This is a genomic window from Streptomyces sp. NPDC110618, assembly GCF_055657065.1.
This window is the reverse complement of record NZ_JBVKBN010000009.1, coordinates 197,771-217,253: the sequence shown is the minus strand read 5'-3', so window position 1 is coordinate 217,253 and position 19,483 is coordinate 197,771. Positions and strand designations below refer to the sequence as shown.

At 71.3% G+C, this 19,483-nt stretch carries 15 protein-coding genes; 4 read left to right on the top strand and 11 right to left on the bottom strand.

The features are described 5' to 3' along the window. Window positions 1-10: 10 nt before the first annotated feature. The 8 genes from ACZ7L7_RS18150 to ACZ7L7_RS18115 all read right to left on the bottom strand — a co-directional run bounded on the left by ACZ7L7_RS18150 (window position 11) and on the right by ACZ7L7_RS18115 (window position 10,787). Entirely contained in the window at window positions 11-736 is a 726-nt protein-coding gene (locus ACZ7L7_RS18150) for a hypothetical protein (RefSeq protein ID WP_285511868.1), read from the bottom strand. Further along, window positions 733-3,726, bottom strand: a complete 2,994-nt coding sequence (locus tag ACZ7L7_RS18145; RefSeq protein ID WP_285511867.1) for a tetratricopeptide repeat protein — start codon at window positions 3,724-3,726, stop codon at window positions 733-735. The genes ACZ7L7_RS18150 and ACZ7L7_RS18145 overlap by 4 nt, the downstream gene beginning before the upstream one ends. Window position 3,727: 1 nt before the next feature. Next, window positions 3,728-4,978: a hypothetical protein gene (locus tag ACZ7L7_RS18140; protein ID WP_472076464.1), complete on the bottom strand. Its 1,251-nt coding sequence runs from the start codon at window positions 4,976-4,978 to the stop codon at window positions 3,728-3,730. Continuing rightward, window positions 4,978-6,156 (bottom strand): hypothetical protein, encoded by a 1,179-nt coding sequence (locus tag ACZ7L7_RS18135; RefSeq protein ID WP_472076462.1) that lies wholly within the window; start codon window positions 6,154-6,156, stop codon window positions 4,978-4,980. The genes ACZ7L7_RS18140 and ACZ7L7_RS18135 overlap by 1 nt, the downstream gene beginning before the upstream one ends. Window positions 6,157-6,291: 135 nt before the next feature. Continuing rightward, complete coding sequence (locus tag ACZ7L7_RS18130; RefSeq protein WP_472076460.1) at window positions 6,292-7,317, bottom strand: hypothetical protein; 1,026 nt, start codon at window positions 7,315-7,317, stop codon at window positions 6,292-6,294. Window positions 7,318-7,424: 107 nt separating this feature from the next. Next, window positions 7,425-8,171: a succinate dehydrogenase/fumarate reductase iron-sulfur subunit gene (locus ACZ7L7_RS18125; protein ID WP_093719947.1), complete on the bottom strand. Its 747-nt coding sequence runs from the start codon at window positions 8,169-8,171 to the stop codon at window positions 7,425-7,427. Continuing rightward, entirely contained in the window at window positions 8,168-10,114 is a 1,947-nt protein-coding gene (locus ACZ7L7_RS18120) for a fumarate reductase/succinate dehydrogenase flavoprotein subunit (RefSeq protein WP_472076458.1), read from the bottom strand. The genes ACZ7L7_RS18125 and ACZ7L7_RS18120 overlap by 4 nt, the downstream gene beginning before the upstream one ends. A 1-nt stretch (window position 10,115) precedes the next feature. After that, window positions 10,116-10,787: a succinate dehydrogenase gene (locus ACZ7L7_RS18115; protein ID WP_285431031.1), complete on the bottom strand. Its 672-nt coding sequence runs from the start codon at window positions 10,785-10,787 to the stop codon at window positions 10,116-10,118. 120 nt (window positions 10,788-10,907) lie between these two features. On the opposite strand from ACZ7L7_RS18115, the gene ACZ7L7_RS18110 reads away from it, so the two are divergent. Beyond that, window positions 10,908-11,792 (top strand): LysR family transcriptional regulator, encoded by an 885-nt coding sequence (locus ACZ7L7_RS18110; protein ID WP_093719950.1) that lies wholly within the window; start codon window positions 10,908-10,910, stop codon window positions 11,790-11,792. A 225-nt stretch (window positions 11,793-12,017) separates the two neighbouring features. Here the strand turns inward: ACZ7L7_RS18110 and ACZ7L7_RS18105 are convergent, their stop codons facing one another. From ACZ7L7_RS18105 to ACZ7L7_RS18095, 3 genes are all read right to left on the bottom strand, one after another. Beyond that, window positions 12,018-14,153, bottom strand: a complete 2,136-nt coding sequence (locus ACZ7L7_RS18105; protein WP_472076456.1) for a putative bifunctional diguanylate cyclase/phosphodiesterase — start codon at window positions 14,151-14,153, stop codon at window positions 12,018-12,020. Then, window positions 14,150-14,962 carry an SAM-dependent methyltransferase gene (locus tag ACZ7L7_RS18100; protein ID WP_285511861.1) on the bottom strand — a complete coding sequence of 271 codons (813 nt, stop codon included), beginning with the start codon at window positions 14,960-14,962 and terminating at the stop codon, window positions 14,150-14,152. The genes ACZ7L7_RS18105 and ACZ7L7_RS18100 overlap by 4 nt, the downstream gene beginning before the upstream one ends. A 296-nt stretch (window positions 14,963-15,258) precedes the next feature. After that, window positions 15,259-16,254 carry an SCO0930 family lipoprotein gene (locus tag ACZ7L7_RS18095; RefSeq protein ID WP_453607565.1) on the bottom strand — a complete coding sequence of 332 codons (996 nt, stop codon included), beginning with the start codon at window positions 16,252-16,254 and terminating at the stop codon, window positions 15,259-15,261. A 268-nt stretch (window positions 16,255-16,522) separates the two neighbouring features. On the opposite strand from ACZ7L7_RS18095, the gene ACZ7L7_RS18090 reads away from it, so the two are divergent. From ACZ7L7_RS18090 to ACZ7L7_RS18080, 3 genes are all read left to right on the top strand, one after another. Beyond that, window positions 16,523-17,149, top strand: coding sequence for a hypothetical protein (locus ACZ7L7_RS18090; protein WP_471428829.1), 627 nt, complete (start codon window positions 16,523-16,525; stop codon window positions 17,147-17,149). A 16-nt stretch (window positions 17,150-17,165) separates the two neighbouring features. Then, window positions 17,166-17,930 (top strand): bestrophin-like domain, encoded by a 765-nt coding sequence (locus ACZ7L7_RS18085; RefSeq protein ID WP_285511858.1) that lies wholly within the window; start codon window positions 17,166-17,168, stop codon window positions 17,928-17,930. A 933-nt stretch (window positions 17,931-18,863) separates the two neighbouring features. Then, window positions 18,864-19,394 (top strand): hypothetical protein, encoded by a 531-nt coding sequence (locus tag ACZ7L7_RS18080; protein WP_285511857.1) that lies wholly within the window; start codon window positions 18,864-18,866, stop codon window positions 19,392-19,394. Window positions 19,395-19,483 lie beyond the last annotated feature (89 nt).

The window sequence follows — 19,483 nt, the reverse complement described above, 5'->3', positions numbered from 1 at the left end:
GCGCCGGGCGTCAGGGGGCGGGAAGTGTCAGGGCGGCCACCCGCTCGCCGTCGGCGGTCAGGACGACCGTGTAGGTGGCGTAGTTCCGGGGGGAGTCGACGGAGACACGGAACGTGGCGGCACCGTCGGCGTCGGGCGTACCTCTGCTGCGCGTGAGCACCGTGTTGGCGCCGGAGGCGTCCGAGCCGGTGACCGTCATGGTCAGTACCGCGTCCGGGTCGGCGTCGGTCACTCCGGCGCTCGCGGTGAGACGGTCCTGTGCGGCCGACCGGACGCCGTCCAGGCCGACCCGGTACGACGGATGCGGCACCACCGCCGCGACCAGGGCCGTCACCCCGGCGACGAGCAGGCCCGCGCACAGCAGCCGGCCCGCGGCGGCCACCTTGCCCGCATGGGCGAACTCGCCCTCGTACCAGGCCTTCACGTCCTCCAGGTCGTCGAGGTTGACCCGGCGGCTGCGCAGGACGAGTGTCCACAGGGCGAGCAGTACCGCGGCCAGTACGAGGACGACGGCCAGGGCCGCGAACACGAGCAGTTCCGGCCGCCGGGTGAGTTCGCCGAGGGATGCCAGGCCGATGACCGAGACCAAGGTGCCCAGCAGGGAGACGGAGGTGAGGACGTACTTGGCGTTGGCCGCGTTCCTGGTGAGCGTGTGCTCGGGCTCGATCGCCTCGGCGGCGCGCTGCCAGCGCCGGGTCTCGGGCGAGACCACGTCCCGGCGGGCCGCGACGGTCATGGCCGCACTACCCCCTTGAACTCGTGGTCGTGCGCGTCCTCACCCGACTCGGCCCCGGGGCACTCCACGACCACGGTGAAGGGCTTGTCCTTGCTCCCGTCCCGCTTCCTGCCCCGGCGGGCGGAGTAGCCGAAGTTGGCCACCTGTACCGGATCGCTGTACACCTTGCGGACGACCGCTTCCGTCAGGTCGGTGTCGTGCAGCGTGCAGCGGTACTTCTCCGGAAGCAGCTTCGCTTCCATGACTCGCCTCCATTCCGGTGCGGCCGGTCCGTCGCGGGTCAGCATCCAGCGGATCACGTCCACGTGCTCGGGTCCCACCGTCCGGTAGCTGGGCTGGGTCTGCACGATGTCCAGGTCGTGCTCGGCCACGTGCAGCAGGAAGTTCCTGCGGCCGGGGTGGGTGACGGCACGCAGGGCCACGACGGCCTCGGCGAAGGCCACGACGGCCCGCTCGACGGGGTCCAGGCCGAGCAGGGCGAGGGCCAGGTCGAACTGGACGGGGCTGAAGGCCTCCTCGATCAGCAGCGCCTCGCCGAACTCGCGCGCGGCCTGCTCGCACTCGTCCAGCCGCAGTTGGCACCAGCCGATCTGGGCCAGCTCCATGCCGTCGACTCCGCGCAGTGCCCTGAGTATCTGCTGGAAGTGGCGCCGCGCCGCGGGGACATCGGCGTCCTGGAGCAGCAGGTCGGCCAGCCCGATCAACGCCCAGGCGTGGTCCTCGTGGTCGGTGGTCGAGCGTTGGCGCACGGCTCGGCGGAAGCTCTGCCGAGCCTCCTCCCGCCGCTCCAGCAGTTCGAGGGCCCAGCCGCGGCACATCCACGCCCAGCCGTTGGCCGGGTCCAGGTCCAGGGAGGCGTCGAACGCCTCGACGGCCCTGTCGAGTTCGTCGATGTCCCACAGCACGGCCCCTTTGAGGGCCCATGCCCACGCGTAGGCGCTGTTGCGTTCCAGTGCCTTGTCGCAGCACTCCAGTGCGGCGTCGTAGTCCCGCAGCCGGTGGTGGGTGGCGCCGAGCGTCCCCCACAGCCAAGCCTCGGCGGGCCATCGCCGGGTGGCCGCGAGGAGCACGTCCCGGGATTCGACCAGCCGTCCCTCGTCCCGGAGCAGGTCGCCGAGTTCGGCGTGGGCGAAGCTGGGGCTGGGCTCGGCCTTGACCGCCTGGCGCAGCCTCTCCTCGGCCTCGGCGCTGCCCTGCGCGCGCAGCACCTGGCCCAGGGTGCCCAGCAGGGTGCCGTGGTCCGGGCGGAGTTCGAGTCCGCGCTCCAGCCAGGAGCACGCTTCCGTCAGCCGGCCGAGCAGGCGCATCGCCTCGCCGAGCCAGAGATACACCTCCGCGGCCTCTGCGGCGCCGACCGCTCCGGTTTCGCCCCCGTCCGCCTCCGCCAGGCGCCGCACCGCCGTCTCCAGCGGTTCGAGTGCGGCTTCGTGGTCCCGTCGGTGGATGGCGATGCGGCCCTGGGCCAGCAGCAGTCCCACTACCTCTCCGTGTGTTCTGAGCCCGTCGGCGACGATGCCGTCGGCCTCGTCCGTCTCGCCCTGGTGGATGAGCAGTTCGGTCAGTCGCAGCCTGCCGTCGAGGAATTCGGGCCGCAGACGCAGGAGCCGCCGCAGGGGGCGCAATGCCTCCCGCTTGCGGTCCAGCCGGACCAGCGCCAGTCCCTCCGCGTAGAGGGCGGTGGCGTCCGGGCTGTCCGACGTGGTGGCGTGCCGGGCGGCGGCGAGCGCTTCCTCGGGACGTTCGAGGCGGTGGAGGATGTAGGCGCGGCGGCCGATGAGTTCCGGGCTGTCCGGTGCGAAGAGCAGGGCGTGTTCCGTCTCGTTGAGGGCCCGCTGCAGTTCCCCCATGCGGATCACGGCGTCGATCACGTCGAGCCGGTCGTCGAGGATGGCCTGGTTCTCGGCCAGCAGTCCGCTCAGGATCTCGATGGCCGCCTCGGAGTGGTCCAGTTCGAGGAGGATGTGCGCCTTGAGGCGCCGCAGTTCGACGTCGGTGGGGCGTTCCTCCAGCAGCACCTTCACGACCGAGAGCGCTTCCTGCTCGCTCCCCGCCCACAGCAGGGCACGGGCCAGTGTCGCCCGTAGTTCCGGTACGTCGCCAAAGCGCGCGAGGGCGTCCTGGAGCAGTCGGAACGCCTCCACCAACTGATCGCGCGAGCCCAGCAGTTGAGCCATGTACGCGTGCGCCTCGACGGACTCCGGGTGCTGCTGAACGACCTGCCCGACGACCGCGAGCGCCTCCTCGGCCCGCCCGAGGTCGTGCAGGGCGTAACTCCGGCCGAGCATGGCGCCGATGTGGTCGGGCACGAGGGCGACGGCCAGATCGAAGCACCTCAGCGCCTCGTCCGGTCTGCCGGCGGCCCCGTACCACATCCCGGCCCGGGCGTAGACGTCCGCCGCCCGGTCCGGCTGAGCGGCTTTGCCGAGGCTCCCGGCCAGCCGTTCGGCGATCGCCGGGTCCTCCACTCCGGCGTCCAGCGCGAGGCGCAGCAGCCGGTCCGCCTCCGCCTGTTCGGAGCGCAGGCCGAGCAGATCGGCGACGCCCAGGACCGCTTCGGGCGGTACCCGGGTGTCCCGTTCCAGTGCCAGGGTGACGAACTGCCGTGCCTCTTCGACGCGTCCCAGGGCGACGAGCGCGGTTCCGTAGTCCGCGAGCCCGTCGCGCCGCAGTTCCTCGCCGGCGCCCAGCGCCCGGCTGAAGATCGCCGCCGCCTCCTCGAACCGTGCCTGTCCGTCCGGCGCCGGGCCCCGCCGCGCGACCCGGCCGAGGGTGGTCAGCGCGGACGCGTGCAGCAGGTCGAGGCGCTGCCGGTACTCGTCGCTCTCGGCCGCGGAGCGTGCCGCGGCGGTCTGGGTCAGGACGCGCTCGGCGCTGCGTACGCTGTCCCCGAACCTGCCGCACGCCAGTGCCTCCTTGGCGGCCGCCAGTTCCGCCGCCAGCCGCCCGACCGGAGTGCCCTTGAAGCCCCAGGGGCTGACCGCGCCGGTCACCTCAGCCTCCCTGCTCCGGACGGGACGTGCCGCGCACCTTGTCGCCCGAACCGGACGCGGCGGCCGCCCGCACATCGATGATCTTCTGGCACAGCAGCCGGGTCACCCGGACTCCTTTCGTCTCCCAGTCCGCGTCCCCGATCCGGACGTACCAGGAGGCATTGAGGGCGTCCCGGAGTCGATGGGCCGCCATCACGTCACGGGGGACGGACGGCTCCTCGTCGTTCCCCAGCTGCGCCTTCCACTCCTCGCCCCACTGCATCGCCGTGTGCCAGTTGGCCGTTGTGTACGCGGCGCCCGGGTAGAAGGCGTCCTTCAGGGCCGCGTGCACCTCGGCCGGGTCCAGGTCGAGCGGGGCGAGCGGGTCGGCGCTGTCCGCGGCGGCGGGCGGCTGGGAGGCGACGGCCTCCTCCCAGCGGCTCATCAGCGGTCCGCGGATCTGGGTGTCCACGAGCCCCTTGGGACCGAGCGCGTCGACGATGCCCGTCACCATGTCGGCGCGCTGGCCCACGAAGGCACGCTCCGCGGGAGACGCGCCGACCATGTCGAGGCGCAGCAGCAGGAGCGCGCAGGCGTAGGCCGGACCGGTGGTGAAGGTGGCGAAGGCATCGGCGAGAAGGAGTTGGACCCGCCGCTCGACGTCCTCGGGCAGGACGTCGGCGTCGCCGGAGAGTTCGGCGTACTGGGCCTGCGCGAGCTTGCCGACGAGTTCCCTCGCATGGTCCGACCCGGCGATCGCCACCCGCCCGTACTCGTGCGCGACGAGAGGCAGCGCCCACAGGTCCCACTCCGGGAACCGCACATGCGCGACATGGCGCATGTCGACGGGCGGGACGCGATCGGGTGAAGGGATCACGAACGCCGGTACGTTCGCGACGCTGGTGGCGCATTCCTTGATCAGCTCGTCGGCGAACCGGCAGATCTGCTCGTCCAGCTTCATCTCGCGGAAGACCAGGCCGCCGAGCATCTCCAGGCACTCACGGAAGAGTTCCTCACTGAGGCACTCGATCTCGGAGAACCTCTTCCAGGCCTCGCTCGCGTCCAGCTCGCCCTTCTCCACGTCCGCGTCGAGGGCGTCGAGCTGCTTGAGCTCCTCCGTGGAGTTGCGGCGGATCTCGTTGAACGCCTTCATCCAGGGGCCGTCGTCGACCTGGACGTTGTGCAGTTCCAGCCGCGTGAGGGAGGCGGCCTTCGCCCGTTTGAGATTGCGGCGCAGGGTGGCGATGCGTTCTTGCAGAATGAACAGGCCCATCAGGGGACCTCCCGCGCCATGCTGAACTCGGCCAGTTCCCTGACCTGTCGCTCGATCTCGCGGCGGGCCCGGTCATCGGTCGTGCCGATACGGGCCAGCCAGCCCGCGTTGACGATGTCCCGCATCCGGTGGCCGGCCGCGGGCCCGGGGACGAGGTGGGGCGCCTCGCCGTACTCGTCCCCGCCGAGGCCGTGCGCCAGTTCCTGCGCGCTCCACCAGCCGGTGCCGTAGCGGGCCTCGGCGAGGTGGCCGGTCAGGAACGTCATGCAGTCGTCCAGCCAGCTCCCGTACGGATCGGTCAGCGCCGCCGGTTCCGACGTACCCGCCTCGGCCGTGGCCCCGCTCCACGCCGTGCGCAGGGTGTGGAGCACGTGGTCGTAGCGGCGGTCCGGGTTCTGCCGGTCCAGTACGGCCACGATCGCCGCGATCCGCAGATTGGGGGGCGGGTGGGTCGGTGTGCCGTCCCGGGCGGCCGCGGGGTCGAACCTGTCGAGGGCGCAGGCCAGGCCGTACGCCGGGCCGAGCACGTACGTCGCGAAGGCGTCGGCGAACACCTCGTGCAGCCAGGGCCAGTGCGCGTCGGACCGGGCCCGGCGGGTGCGCTGGAGCTGGTCCTCCAGGGGGTGGACGGTCCGGGCGCCGCCGTCGACGGTGACGGCAGGTCCGGCGAAGTGCCCGTACTCGTGCACGACCACGGGCAGGTCCCAGAACGACCGGCTCGGGAAGCGCACGCTGATCACCCGGGTCGACCGTACGTAGATCTCCTCGGTGCCGAGGACGGTGAAGGAGTCCCAGGCGACCGGGGTCAGCTCTCCGATCTCGTCGAGCAGGGCATCGGCGATCCCGCAGTACCCGTCGTCGAGCCGGGCGGCGCGCAGGGCGGCGCCCTCCAGGAGGGACAGGGTCTCCTCGAAGAGTTCGTCGCAGGCCAGCTGGAGCCGGTACAGCTCCGTCCAGGGGTCCACGGGCGCCGTGCCCGTCTCGATCGCGCCGAGGAGTTCGCGGGTCTCGATCTCCCGCAGGCGCAGGGCTGTGGTCAGACGTGTGCCCACGCGTCCGCGCAGCTCCGGTTCGATCGCCTGCGCGCTTCTCGTACCGGCCTTGATCCGGCGGATCAGCGCCACGACCCGGTGCTGCAGGAGCCCGGCTGCCGCGTCCGGTACGCCTGATCGGAGCATGGCCCTCACCTCACAGGTCGGCCTGTGCCCACCTCCCATTCTCGGCAGCCGAGGGGTGCTTGTCCTGGCGGGAGGTGGTTGAAGCGGGTACCGAATGGCCGCCCGCCCACGCCGGTCGAGGGTGGAAGCGCACCGTCACTTCGGCGGGGTGCAGACCCCCAGCCAGTAGCGGGTCTCCGTTTCGTCCAGGACGCGGTCCAGGACCAGGGCGCCGGTCATGTTCGGGAAGAAGCGGCCGGCGGGCCAGCTGCGTTCGTAGGGCGGGGGGTCGAGGACCAGGAGGCGGATGCCGTCCACGCGGGGGATGTCGGAGGGGGTGCCCTCGTTCCAGATCCATTCGCCGGTGGAGGTGACCAGGTTGAACGAGCCCACGGTGTGGACCTGGCCGGGGGCGTCCTCGCAGACCGCGACTTCCTCGGGGGACGGGGCCCGGCCGGGTATGTGGCCGCCGCCTATGAGGATGCCGGCGAGCAGGGTGTGCAGTTGGAAGTTGTCGCCGATGCCGCTCATGCGTACGCGGTAGCCGGTGCCGGTGGGGCGGTGCAGCACCACCAGGGGCTCGTCGTCGAGGACGAGGAGGGCGTACTCCAGGCACTTGAACGGGTGGTCGGAGGCCTCCGACACGGTTCGCAGGGCCCGCAGGAGCCGGGCGCGCAGCGAAGCGTCGAGCGCGGTGCGTACCTCGGCGTGGTTGAGCATGGCGAGGGAGGCCATCTCCCACTGCGGCATCGTCAGCCAGGCCAGGGCCGCCTCCACGCCGGCACGGTCGAAGAGCGCGTCGTCCGCTTCCTCCGCCCCCGGCTCGGGGAAGTCGCCGCCGCCGGTCTCCTTCCAGCGCTCGCAGAACTCGCCCGCGGCGGCCAGGGTTTCGGCCACCTCCACGAATATGTACGGCGCGCAGGGCCGCGGATCGGCGCCGCGCTCCACACAGGCGCCGACGATCACGGCGACGGTGGCGCGGGGTCCCGGCGGGACCTCGGGCAGCAGCGAGGCCAGGCGCGGGGCGGCCTCGGCGACCTCCTGCGGCGTCGCGTCCTGGAAGGCGCCGTACATCTCCCCGAACGCGGCCTCCGCACGGTCCGGTTCCTGCTCGTGTACGGCGATCTCGAACCGGGCGACCGCGTCAAGGAACCGGTGCTGCTGCTGACTTGTGAAGATCATGCGCGCAGCCTAGCGAGGCCGGGCAAGCGAAGCGGGGCCGGGGAGCACCCTCCCGGCCCCGCTCGTCCGCGCGGTGTCGGCGAACGTCTGTGGCAAGCGGCGGCGTACTACCGCTTGACCTTGCGGGTGGCCCGCAGCCACTCCTTGTTCATGCCGGTGATGGAGACCAGCGGGATGCCCTTCGGGCAGGCCGTGGCGCACTCGCCGGTGAGGGTGCAGCCGCCGAAGCCCTCCTCGTCCATCTGCGCCACCATGTCCAGCACCCGGGTCTCCCGTTCGGGGGCGCCCTGGGGCAGCACGTTGAGGTGGTTGACCTTGGCGGAGGTGAACAGCATCGCCGCGCCGTTGGGGCAGGCCGCCACGCAGGCGCCGCAGCCGATGCACTCGGCGTGCTCGAAGGCGAGGTCGGCGTCCGGCTTGGGCACCGGGGTGGCGTGCGCCTCCGGGGCGGAGCCGGTGGGCGCGGTGATGTACCCGCCGGCCTGGATGATCCGGTCGAAGGCCGACCGGTCCACCACCAGGTCCTTGATCACCGGGAAGGCGGCGGCCCGCCACGGCTCGATGTCGATCGTGTCGCCGTCCTTGAAGGACCGCATGTGCAACTGGCATGTGGTGGTCCGCTCGGGGCCGTGCGCGTCTCCGTTGATGACCAGGGAGCACGCGCCGCAGATGCCCTCGCGGCAGTCGTGGTCGAAGGCGACCGGGTCCTCGCCCCTGAGGATGAGTTCCTCGTTGAGCGTGTCGAGCATCTCCAGGAAGGACATGTCGGAGGAGATGTTGTCCACCTCGTACGTGGACATGGCGCCTTCGGCGTCGGCGTTCTTCTGCCGCCAGACGCGCAGGGTGAGCTTCATGCGTAGCTCCGCTGGGTGGGGTGGACGTACTCGAAGACCAGGTCTTCCTTGTGCAGGGTGGGCGCCTCGCCGGTGCCGTTGAACTCCCAGGCGGCCGCGTAGGAGAACTCGTCGTCCTTGCGGGCGGCCTCTCCGTCGGGCGTCTGGGACTCCTCGCGGAAGTGGCCGCCGCAGGACTCGGAGCGGTGCAGCGCGTCGAGGCACATCAGCTCGGCGAGCTCCAGGTAGTCGACGATCCGGTTGGCCTTCTCCAGCGACTGGTTGAACTCCTCGCCGGTGCCGGGCACCTTGATGCGCCGCCAGAACTCCTCGCGGATCTGCGGGATGCGCTCCAGCGCCTTGCGCAGGCCGGAGTCGGAGCGGGCCATGCCGCAGAACTCCCACATCAGCTCGCCGACTTCGCGGTGGAAGGAGTCCGGGGTGCGGTCGCCGTCGACGGAGAGCAGCCGGGTGATCCGGTCCTCGGTCTCGGACAGCACCTCCTTGACCACGGGGTGCCCGTCGGTGACCGTCTCCAGCTTCGGATTCTTCGCCAGGTAGTCGTTGATGGTGGCGGGGAGCACGAAGTAGCCGTCGGCCAGGCCCTGCATCAGCGCCGAGGCGCCGAGCCGGTTGGCGCCGTGGTCGGAGAAGTTGGCCTCACCGATCGCGAACAGGCCGGGGATCGTGGTCTGCAGGTCGTAGTCGACCCACAGTCCGCCCATCGTGTAGTGCACGGCGGGGTAGATCCGCATCGGCACCTCGTACGGGTCCTCGTCGGTGATCCGGTGGTACATGTCGAAGAGGTTGCCGTACTTGGCCTCGACCGCCTTGCGGCCCATGCGCTTGATGGCGTCGGCGAAGTCGAGGTAGACGCCCTGGCCGCCGGGGCCGACGCCGCGGCCCTCGTCGCAGACGTTCTTCGCGGCGCGGGAGGCGATGTCACGGGGCACCAGGTTGCCGAAGGACGGGTAGATGCGCTCCAGGTAGTAGTCGCGCTCGTCCTCGGGGATCTGGTTCGCCGGGCGGGTGTCGCCCTTGGCCTTCGGCACCCAGATCCGGCCGTCGTTGCGCAGCGACTCACTCATCAGCGTCAGCTTGGACTGGTGGTCGCCGGTGCGCGGGATGCAGGTGGGGTGGATCTGGGTGAAGCAGGGGTTGGCGAAGTACGCGCCGCGCCGGTGCGCCCGCCACACGGCGGTGGCGTTGGAGTTCATGGCGTTCGTTGACAGGTAGAAGACGTTGCCGTAGCCGCCGGAGGCGAGGACGACCGCGTCGGCGAAGTACGTGTCGACCTTGCCGGTGATCAGGTCGCGGGCGACGATGCCGCGGGCCCGGCCGTCGATGACGATCAGGTCGAGCATCTCGGTGCGCGGGTGCATCTCCACGTTGCCCGCGGCGATCTGGCGGCTGAGCGCCTGGTAGGCGCCGAGCAGGAGCTGCTGGCCCGTCTGGCCGCGGGCGTAGAAGGTGCGGGAGACCTGCACACCGCCGAAGGATCGGGTGTCGAGGAGGCCGCCGTACTCGCGGGCGAACGGCACGCCCTGGGCGACGCACTGGTCGATGATCTCCACCGAGATCTGCGCGAGGCGGTGCACGTTGGACTCGCGGGCCCGGAAGTCGCCGCCCTTGACGGTGTCGTAGAACAGGCGGTGCACGGAGTCGCCGTCGTTGCGGTAGTTCTTCGCGGCGTTGATACCGCCCTGCGCGGCGATGGAGTGGGCGCGGCGCGGGGAGTCCTGGTAGCAGAACTGGACGACGTGGTAGCCCTGTTCGGCGAGTGTGGCGCCCGCCGAGCCGCCGGCCAGGCCGGTGCCGACCACGATCACCGTGTGCTTGCGGCGGTTGGCGGGGTTGACCAGCTTGGCCTCGAAACGGCGCTTGTCCCAGCGCTCGTTGATCGGGCCCTCGGGCGCCTTGGTGTCGACGACCGGGTCACCGGTCAGGTAGTCGGTGTAGGTCATGTCAGCTCACCACTCCGGTCATGACGCCCACGGGCACGGCGAGGAAGCCGCACGTGAGCACAAGCGCGAGAACGTTGGCTACGGCCTTCAGGGCGCGGTCGCGGGTGCGGCTGCCGGCGCCCAGGGTCTGGGCGGCGCTCCAGAATCCGTGCCGGATGTGCATGCCGACGGCGAGGACGGCGACGATGTAGATCGTGTTGCCGTACCAGGTGGAGAAGGTGTCCACGACGTTCTGGTACGGGCGGCCCTCCTGGAAGCCGCCGGAGTGCACGGTGCCGGTGGTCAGGTCGAGGATGTGCCAGACGATGAACAGGGCGAGGATGATGCCGCCCCAGCGCATGGTGCGGGTGGCGTAGCTGGCGCGCGGCTTCTTGTGCACGTACTTGCTGGGCCGTGCCTTGATGTCACGGCGGCTGAGCTGGTACGCGGAGACGCCGTGCGCGATCACCGCGACCACGAGCACGATGCGGACGAGCCAGAGCGTCCACTCGTAGTGCATGAACGGTTCGCCGATGGTGCGCAGCCAGTGTGCGTACCCGTTGAACTCATCGGACCCGAAGAAGATCTTCAGGTTTCCCAACATGTGGACGACCAGGTACGACAGCATGATCAGTCCGCTGACCGCCATCACGGTCTTCTTGCCTACGGAGCTGTCCCACACCGTGCGTGCCATGGACGGTCGTCGGTCCGTCCGCGTTGCCAGAGCCATGTCAGTAGAAGGTAGGTGGCGGGTGCCCGATCGGTCCAAGACATCCTCCGGCTCGTTTCCATAGCCAACGTCTATCGTGGGGTCATGCAGTTCCAGCAGCTCCAGTACTTCGTGGCGGTCGCCGAGACCCGGCACTTCACCCGGGCCGCCGACCTGGTCCACGTCTCGCAGCCGTCGCTGTCCCAGCAGATCAAGGCCCTGGAGCGGGAGCTGGGCGCCGACCTCTTCCTGCGGGCCCGCGGCAACATCACGCTCACCGACGCGGGAGAGGCGCTGCTGCCGCTGGCGCGCCGCATCCTGGCCGACGCGGATACAGCGCGGCTCGAAGTCCAGGAGCTGGTCCAGTTGCGCTCCGGTCGGGTCCGGCTGGGGGCGACACCGAGCCTGTGCACGGGCCTGCTGCCGGATGTGCTGCGCGCCTTCCACGACCGCTATCCCGGCATCCGGCTCCTGATCGAGGAGGGCGGCTCGCACGACCTGGTACGCGAGCTGGCGCGCGGGGCGCTGGATCTGGCGCTGGTGGTACTGCCGCTGCCGACGCCGTCGCCGGCGCTGGCGACGGTGGAGCTGCTGCGGGAGGACCTGGTCGTGGTGTCCTCGCCCGACGCGCCGAAGCCGGGGGGCGGCAAGCGGGCGATCAGCATCGCCGACCTGGAGGGGGAACGGCTGGTGATGTTCCGGCACGGGTACGACCTGCGGGAGCTGACCGTGGCCGCGTGCCGTGCCGAGGGGTTCGAGCCGGAGTTCGCGGTGGAGGGCGGCGAGATGGACGCCGTGCTGGGGTTCGCTCGGGCGGGGCTGGGGGTGGCGGTGGTGCCCCGGATGGTCGCGGCGCGGGCGGGGCGAGGGCTGCGGGTCACTCCGTTGGGGCGGCCGGGGTTGCATCGGACCATCGCTCTGGCGCACCGCAGCGATGTGGCTCCGCCTCGGGCGGCACGGGAGCTGCAGCGGATGCTGTTGGAGCGGTAGCCGGTGCCGGTGCTGTTTCGAAGGTGCGGGTGCGTTGTGGTTTTTCGCGCAGTTCCCCGCGCCCCTATCGGGGAGCGCCGTAAGCGGCCTGCGCCGTCCGCGGAGTGCGGGTGCGTCGTGGTTGCTCGCGCCCCTGCCGGGGAGCGCCGTGGGCGGCCTGCGCCGGTGGTGGGGCGCGGGTGCGTCGTGGCTGGTCGCGCAGTTCCCCGCGCCCCTGGCTGGGGCTCAGCCCGTGGCGTCTACCAGGGCCAGTTCGTGGAGGCGTTCCGGGGGGCCCGGGCGGGCGTAGTACCAGCCCTGGGCCGTGTCGCAGCCGAGTATGCGGAGCTGTTCGGCCTGGGCGCCGGTTTCCACGCCCTCGACCGTCACCGCGAGGTTCAGGCTGTGGGCGAGGGAAACGATCCCCTCGACGATCTTGAGGTCGACGGGGTCCGCCGGGAACTGCTGCATGCTCTGCGTGAAGGAGCGGTCCAGCTTCAGGACGCTCACCGGCAGGCGGCGCAGGTTGGCGAGGTTCGAGTAGCCGGTGCCGAAGTCGTCCAGGGCGATGTCGACGCCCATCTCCGCGAGCCGGCGCAGCGGCTTGAGCAGGTCGTCGTCGGCGCCGATCAGCGCGGACTCCGTCACCTCCAGGCAAAGCGCGTCGGGGTCGACACCCGTGCGCTCCAGGATGTCCACGGTGTCCTGCACCAGGCCGGGGTGGGTGAGCTGGCAGGGGGAGAGATTGACGTTGATGCGCAGCGGGCCCGCGTCCGCGTGCCGCTCGCGCCAGTCCTTGGCCTGCCGTACCGACTGTTCCAGCACCCAGCGGCCGAGCGGCACGATCAGGCCGGTGTGCTCGGCGAGCGGGATGAACCGGTCCGGGCCGAGCACGCCGTGCTGCGGGTGCAGCCAGCGCACCAGCGCCTCGGCGCCCCGCACGCTGCCGTCGCCGAGGTGGACCAGGGGCTGGTACTCGATGAAGAACTCGCCACGGTCCAGGGCGGTGGGCAGCGCCGTGGTCAGCCCGTGCCGGGTGATCGCGCGGGCGTCGGCCTCCGGGTCGGCCAGCTCGAAGCGGTTGCCGCCCGCCGACTTGGCCCGGTACATCGTGATGTCGGCGCTGCGCAGCACCTCGGCCGGGCTGCGCTCGCCCGCCGGTCCCTCGACGATGCCGATGCTGCCGCGCACGGTCAGCTCCCGGCCGTCGATGCTGATCGGGGCAACCAGCGCGTTCATGATCCGGGCGGCCAGCTCGTCGACCTCCCGCTGGGTGTCGGGGCCGGTGGTCAGCGCGACGAACTCGTCGCCGCCGAGCCGGGCGACCATCTCGCCGGGCGCGGTCGCGCAGGCCTGGAGCCGGTCGGCGACCTCCACCAGCAGCCGGTCGCCGGCCGCGTGGCCGAGGCTGTCATTGATGGTCTTGAAGCCGTCCAGGTCGAGGTAGCACAGCCCGAACCGCTGGCCCGCCCCGGCGCCGAGGGCCTTCTCCAGGCGCTCGAAGAACAGGGTGCGGTTGGGCAGTCCGGTGAGCGCGTCGTGGGTGGCCTCGTAGCGCAGCCGGAGGTTGAGCAGCCGCCGCTCGGTGGTGTCCTCCATGAGGGCGAGCTGGTACTCGGGGTTGCCGTCGGCGTCACGCAGCAGGGAGACGGTGAGGTTGGTCCACAGGACCGTTCCGTCGGGGCGGTAGAACGCCTTCTCCACGTGGTAGTGCTCACGTTCGCCGCGTACCAGCTCCTCGTAGAGCTTCCAGACCTGCGGGGCGTCCTCGGGGTGCGTCCACTCCAGGACGTTGCGCCCGCGCACCAGTTGCTCGGCGCCGCCGAACATCCGCACGAGGGCGCCATTGACCTGCAGTATGTTGCCCTCAAGGTCGGCGATGCCGATCCCTATGGCGGCACCCTCGAACACCGCGCGGAAACGGGCCTCGCTGGCGTGCAGCGCCTGGGCCACGACACCCTGCGCGGCCAGGGCGGCGGCGGAGATCGCCTCCTGCTCGGCCAGCGTCCGCTCGCGCAGCGCCTGGGCGTACCCGGCGGCCATGGCGTGCTGGATGCGGCTGCTGCGGGCCCTGAGGTCGTCCTGCGGGCCGTCGTCGCCGCAGTACAGCACCAGGTAGGCGTCGACGCAGTCCAGGGTGCGGCTGAGCGCCTCCGGTTCGGTGCAGTGCGCGTCCACCAGGGCCGCGCCGATCGCCCGGGCCTCTTCCGCGTCGAACGCCCTGGCCCTGAGCGACTCGCTCAACCGCCGGGCCAGCGGCAGCAGTCGCTCCTCCAGCTCCGGCCGGGTCAGCGACGTGGAGGTCGCCGGGAACACCGCCCGGCTCCAGATCGTCGCGAACCGGCGCAGTCTGTCCTCCGGCCCGTCCGGTTCCGCGCTCACGCCGTACGCCCCACGCCCGCGTAACCGGAGAAGGCCCAGGGATCCTCCTCCTCCGGTGCGGTGTCCGGCCGCCACCGCGGCATCGACACCAGTCCGGGTTCCACCATGTCGTACCCCTCGAAGAACCGCGCGATCTCCTCGCGCGAGCGCATGATCAGCGGGTTGCGAATGTCCTTGTATACGCCCACCGCGCCACCCGCCCGCTCGGCGGGCAGGGGCATTCCCTCGTACGAGGCATGGGTGAGGACGAGCAGGCTGCCGGGCGCGAGCGCGTCGCGCAGTTCGGCCACCGCCCCGTACGGGTCATCCGCTTCTTCCACGAAGTGAAGTATGGCAACCAGCAGCAGCGCGACTGGACGGTTCAGGTCGATGAGCCGCTCGACCTGAGGACTTGCCAGGATCTCGTGCGGCTTGAGCAGATCGGCCGCTACGACGTCGGCCCGCTCGTTGCCCTCCAGTACCGCCTGGCTGTGCGCGACGGCGACCGGGTCGTGGTCGACGTAGACCACCCGCGCCTCGGGGTTCGCGGCCTGGGCCACCTCGTGGACGTTGCCGAAGGTCGGGATGCCCGAGCCGATGTCGAGGAACTGGGTGACGCCCTCGTCCGCGGCGAAGCGCACGGCGCGGCGCATGAAAGCCCTGTTCGCCTGCATGATCTTGGGCAGACCCGGCATGAACTCCATGGCCCGGCGGGCTGCTTCCCGGTCGACCTCGAAGTTGTGCGAACCGCCCAAGTAGTAGTCGTAGATTCGCGAGACGCTCGGCACCGAGATGTCGATGCTCCGTGGGGCCCACGCGGGACGCTCCATCTACCTCTCCAAGGCTCAGGCGATCCAGTGTTCGAGCTGAGGCTACTGATCGCCCGCCAAAGGGGCGAGCCGAAACGGAAATTGACCGTCCGTTCCCGGTCACTGCCTGCGGCACGTGCCGAATTCAAAGGACGGCATTCCGCTACGAAATGCATCCGAAGCATTCCACAGAGTTCCGAACCATGCGCAAGGGGACGAGGAGTTGGGGCGCCCGGAGCGGACCGGTACGCACATGGATCCACCCCCTCCGATGCGGTGCGAAGGGGGTGGATCCGTACTGGGGGCGCCGGGCGCCGCTACTGCTTCAGCCCGACCGGCTTTCCGTCGGGGCGGATGGCGTACCAGGTGCCGCCCACGCCCTGGCCGTTGGTGTCGCCGGGCTTCTTGTCACCGGCGAAGGTGTAGATCGGGACGCAGTCGATGGTCTGCTGCTTGATTCCGTCGGGCCGGTCGAAGACCACGTAACCCTGGCCCCGGGGACCGGAGCCCTTCAGGTCGATGCCCTTGGTGTCCTTGGCGTCCACCGGCTCGACGACCGGCCACTTCTCCAGGCACGCGCCCGTGCAGGCCGTCTTCATCGGCCAGGGCGAGTCCTTCATGAAGCGGTAGACCGTCATGCCGTTCTTGTCGACGACGATCTCACCGAGCTTGGCGTCCTTGCGGGTGGACAGACCGGGCTGCTCGGCACCGCCGCCGCCGCCACCGCCGCCGCCGCTGCCCGCCTTGGCCTTCTTGCCGTCGGGGGCCAGCGCGTACCAGGTGCCGCCCACGCCCTGGCCCTTGGTGTCACCGGCGTTGACGTCCTTGGCGTAGCGGTAGGCGGGCCAGCCGCCAATGGTGAGCTGCTTGGTGCCGTCGGCCCGGGTGACCTCGCCCAGCAGCGACTTGTCGACGCCGGAGCCGGCCGTGGCGTCGTTGGCGGGGACCGGCGGCCAGGCCGTGGCGCAGTCGCCCTCGCAGTTGGTCTTGGGGGGCTCCGCGGTGTCCTTGTCGAAGCGGTACAGGGTCAGTCCGGCGCTGTCGGTCAGCACCTCGCCCAGCTCGGCGTTGGTGGACACGGACAGTTCACCCGCCGCAGCCGCCTGGGTGCCCTCCTGCGCTCCCGTGCCCGCACCGGCCTCCGCACCGGTGCCGACGCCGGTACCCGCGGATCCGTAACCGCCCGGCGAGGCCGCCGCACCGACGTTCTGGCTGCTCGCCGGCGGGGTGGTCTCCTGACCGCACGCCGTGGTCAGCGCCAGCACCGCCACGGCGCTCACCACGAGCGAGGCGCTCCGCCACGAGGTCTTCATCGTCAACTCCCCATTATCACAAGGGTGTTGCAGCGCCCTGCTGCGCCGCCGCACGGCAAGAGGTACGCAGCGGGACCTGGCCGTGTTCAGCCATGGCACAAATTTCTTTGCCGAACCTGTGACAGCCGGGCCCGTCGCACGGCTGATCGAGCACACGGGAGCGCGAGCGGTCGCCGATCGAACCGGCGCCGCGCCCGTCCCTCCTTCGGGGCAATCAACCACTGCAGAAAGGTTTCTGGGCGGGAGTGAGCCTTCAAGATCCTGTTTCGTGCATGGACCCGAATCGACCCATTCCGCCCTCGCCGCCCGGGCGTTGGCACTGCTGGCGCTGAGCTGGCTGCTGGTGGGGGCTCCGGCCGCCCCGGCGGCCGCCGACGCCTGCGCGTACGCCTCGACCGGGCCGGGCGGCACCGAGGCGGTGGCGGTCGCCGGGAGCGCCACCTGGCCCACTCCCCCCTCGTGCTCGCCACCGCCGCCACCCCCACCGCCTCCTCCCTCGCCCTGTCCGACGCCCGCTCCGACGCCGACCCCCACCCCGGAGCCGCCCCCGAAGCCGACCCCCAAGCCGCCCAGACCCACGCCCACGCCCACGCCGACCCCCACCCCCACGCCGCCCCCGCAACCGCCGCCCCCGGCCCCCGCGCCGGCGGCACCCAAGCCGCGGCCCACCCCTCCGCCGCCGCCCCCGCCCGCTCCGGTGCCGACCCCCGAGCCGACTCCGACGCCGTCAGCCGAGCCCGCCCCACCGCGTCCTTCCGTGGCCCCGGTGCACTACCCGCGCTACAAGGCCACGCCCAAGCGGCCGCCCACCGGCGGCGCCACCGCACCCCTGACCTTCGTCCTGCTCATCGCCGCGCCAGCGATCGTCGCCGTCGCCGCGCTGCGCCCGCGCTGATCCCTGGAGGCATCCCTTGCCGGAATGGCTTGTTCTCACCCTCGCGATGGTGGCCGCCTGCATCGTGGTGATCATCATCACGTTCGTCCGCCATCGCACCGCGGCGGACGACGAGGACCCCTCCGAGACGCCGGACGTCATCGAGTACATGACGATGTGGATCGGCGTCGTGTACGCCATCGTCCTGGGCCTGGCCATCGCGGGCGTATGGGAGGGACGCAGCGCCGCGGAGGACCATGTGCAGGCGGAGGCGATCGCCCTGCACGAGGTGTCGGAGCGGGTCCGGGTGTATCCACCGGAAGTCCGTGACCGCATTCGGGAGGATGTCAACGCCTATGTCGGACACGTCGTCACCACCGAGTGGCAGGCGATGGCCGACCGGGGCGAGCTGACCGAGCGCGGCACCGAGTTGCTCCAGCGGGTCCGGGAGGACGTCACCGACTACGAGCCGCGCAACGACTTCGAGGCCCAGGCGTACCAGCCGATCGTCGACCAGGTCGCCGCCGCGGACCAGGCGCGCAACGCCCGCGCCAACTCGACCGGGGAGACCATGCCGGGGGTGGTGTGGTTCGGGCTGATCGCCGGGGCCGTGGTCACCATCGGGATGATCTTCGCCCTGCAGATCCGCCGGACCACCCGCGAACTGGTCCTCGCCGGGCTCTTCTCGGCCCTGATCGCCTTCCTCCTGTTCCTCATCTGGGACTTCGACGCGCCCTACAGCCGAGGCGTCACCGCTTCCGCGGAACCGTTCCTGGAACTCTTCCCGGACGCCAAGGGCTGACGGGGTCTCATCCGGTACCGCTCCGGAGCTCCCGTGCCAGGGCCCGCCGCCCGGATCGTCCCGGCGCGGCGGGCCCTGGCGCACACTCCCCCGCGGGGCGCTGCCCCGGGTTTCCCCTACCTTCCGCTCGACTCCCCCCGAACGAAAGAGCCACCGCGCCCGAATCGTCCCCGCGCGGCGGGCCCTGGCGCACACTCCCCCGCGCGGCGCTGCCCCGGGTCCCCCCTACCTTCCGCTCGACTCCCCCCGAACGAAAAGGCCACCGGGCCCGAATCGTCCCCGCGCGGCGGGACCCGGCGCGCACTCCCCCGCGCGGCGCTGCCCCGGGTCCCCCCTTCCCACCGCTCGACTCCCCTCGGACGGAAGGCTCCCCGGGGCGGCCCCTGGGCGCAGGGAGAGGAAGTCAGCCGTCGCCGCCCGGCTCCGCCGCACGGAAAAGCCCTGTCACATCGATCCCCGTCCCTCACGGCCCGTCTTCCCTAACGGCACGTCTCCGCCACCGGCCCCTGCCCCCACCACCAGCCCGTCTCCACCACCAACCCGAGCCCCCCACCAACGCGAGCCCCCACCAACGCGAGCCCCCACCAACCGGTCTCCATCACCGGCCCGTCTCTCCCACCCATCTCCCCCACCGGCCCGTCTCGGGCACCCGTCTCCCCATCGACCCGTCTCCCCGACGGGCTCGCCCCACGACACACCGTCAGCCCCGCCCGTTCCCAACCGAACGCCCCGTTCATGCCCCGGCGCGCCACGCCGTCGCCTCCCCCGGTCGCGGGAACGGATGTCCCCTGTGCGGCCCACACGCTTGCCCCATTCGCACGACAGCGTTCGCGCAGGTGTGCGCACCTTCCTAGCGTTTCGATCATCGAGGTGCATTTCTGGCGCAAGCGGAAAAGGTCCGCGGCTGCTCCTCGGGGACCCGGAGGAACCACCATGCGTGCGATACGCGTCGCTTCGGCCGCGCTGCTGGGGCTGACCGCTCTCACCTTCACCGCGCCCGTCGCCCAGGCGAAGGGCGAGGACAACATCACGCCGTTCGGCTTCAGCGTCCTGCCGTCCACCATCGCGGCAGGCGGGCAGGTCTCCCTGCGGATCGACCGGGACGGCGGCTGCAAGGGCCCGGCCGTGGTCACCTCGGCGGTCTTCGACACGGTCACCATCCCGCCGAACCAGTCGCACGCCACGGCGGTGGTGGACTGGGACGCCAAGCCCGGGGCCACGTACAAAGTGACGTTCACCTGTGACCACGTCAGCGGCTCCACGGACCTGACCATCGCCGGCGGGCGCACTCCCACCCACCACCCGGACCCGCTGTACCCGACGCGCGGCGCGCACGCGGGTGCGGGCGGCAGCCTCGGCGGGTTCGACCTCAAGGAGATCGGTCTCGGCGCCGCGCTCATCGCGGGCTCGATCGGCGCTGCCTACCGGCTCTCCCGCAAGCGCACCGCCGACGACGGCGGCTGACCCGCCCGCCCCGCGCACAAGGCTTCGCCCCGTGCCCCCCGAGAAGGGGGCCGGGGCGAAGCCTTGTGCGGCGTGCGACGAACCGAAGG

What these genes read in the sequence shown, in the direction of transcription:
- ACZ7L7_RS18150 (WP_285511868.1), bottom strand. Translation starts at nt 736, where the DNA reads ATGACCGTCGCGGCCCGCCGGGACGTGGTCTCGCCCGAGACCCGGCGC.
- ACZ7L7_RS18140 (WP_472076464.1), bottom strand. Translation starts at nt 4,978, where the DNA reads ATGGGCCTGTTCATTCTGCAAGAACGCATCGCCACCCTGCGCCGCAAT.
- ACZ7L7_RS18135 (WP_472076462.1), bottom strand. Translation starts at nt 6,156, where the DNA reads ATGCTCCGATCAGGCGTACCGGACGCGGCAGCCGGGCTCCTGCAGCAC.
- ACZ7L7_RS18130 (WP_472076460.1), bottom strand. Translation starts at nt 7,317, where the DNA reads ATGATCTTCACAAGTCAGCAGCAGCACCGGTTCCTTGACGCGGTCGCC.
- ACZ7L7_RS18125 (WP_093719947.1), bottom strand. Translation starts at nt 8,171, where the DNA reads ATGAAGCTCACCCTGCGCGTCTGGCGGCAGAAGAACGCCGACGCCGAA.
- ACZ7L7_RS18120 (WP_472076458.1), bottom strand. Translation starts at nt 10,114, where the DNA reads ATGACCTACACCGACTACCTGACCGGTGACCCGGTCGTCGACACCAAG.
- ACZ7L7_RS18115 (WP_285431031.1), bottom strand. Translation starts at nt 10,787, where the DNA reads ATGGCACGCACGGTGTGGGACAGCTCCGTAGGCAAGAAGACCGTGATG.
- ACZ7L7_RS18110 (WP_093719950.1), top strand. Translation starts at nt 10,908, where the DNA reads ATGCAGTTCCAGCAGCTCCAGTACTTCGTGGCGGTCGCCGAGACCCGG.
- ACZ7L7_RS18100 (WP_285511861.1), bottom strand. Translation starts at nt 14,962, where the DNA reads ATGGAGCGTCCCGCGTGGGCCCCACGGAGCATCGACATCTCGGTGCCG.
- ACZ7L7_RS18095 (WP_453607565.1), bottom strand. Translation starts at nt 16,254, where the DNA reads ATGAAGACCTCGTGGCGGAGCGCCTCGCTCGTGGTGAGCGCCGTGGCG.
- ACZ7L7_RS18080 (WP_285511857.1), top strand. Translation starts at nt 18,864, where the DNA reads ATGCGTGCGATACGCGTCGCTTCGGCCGCGCTGCTGGGGCTGACCGCT.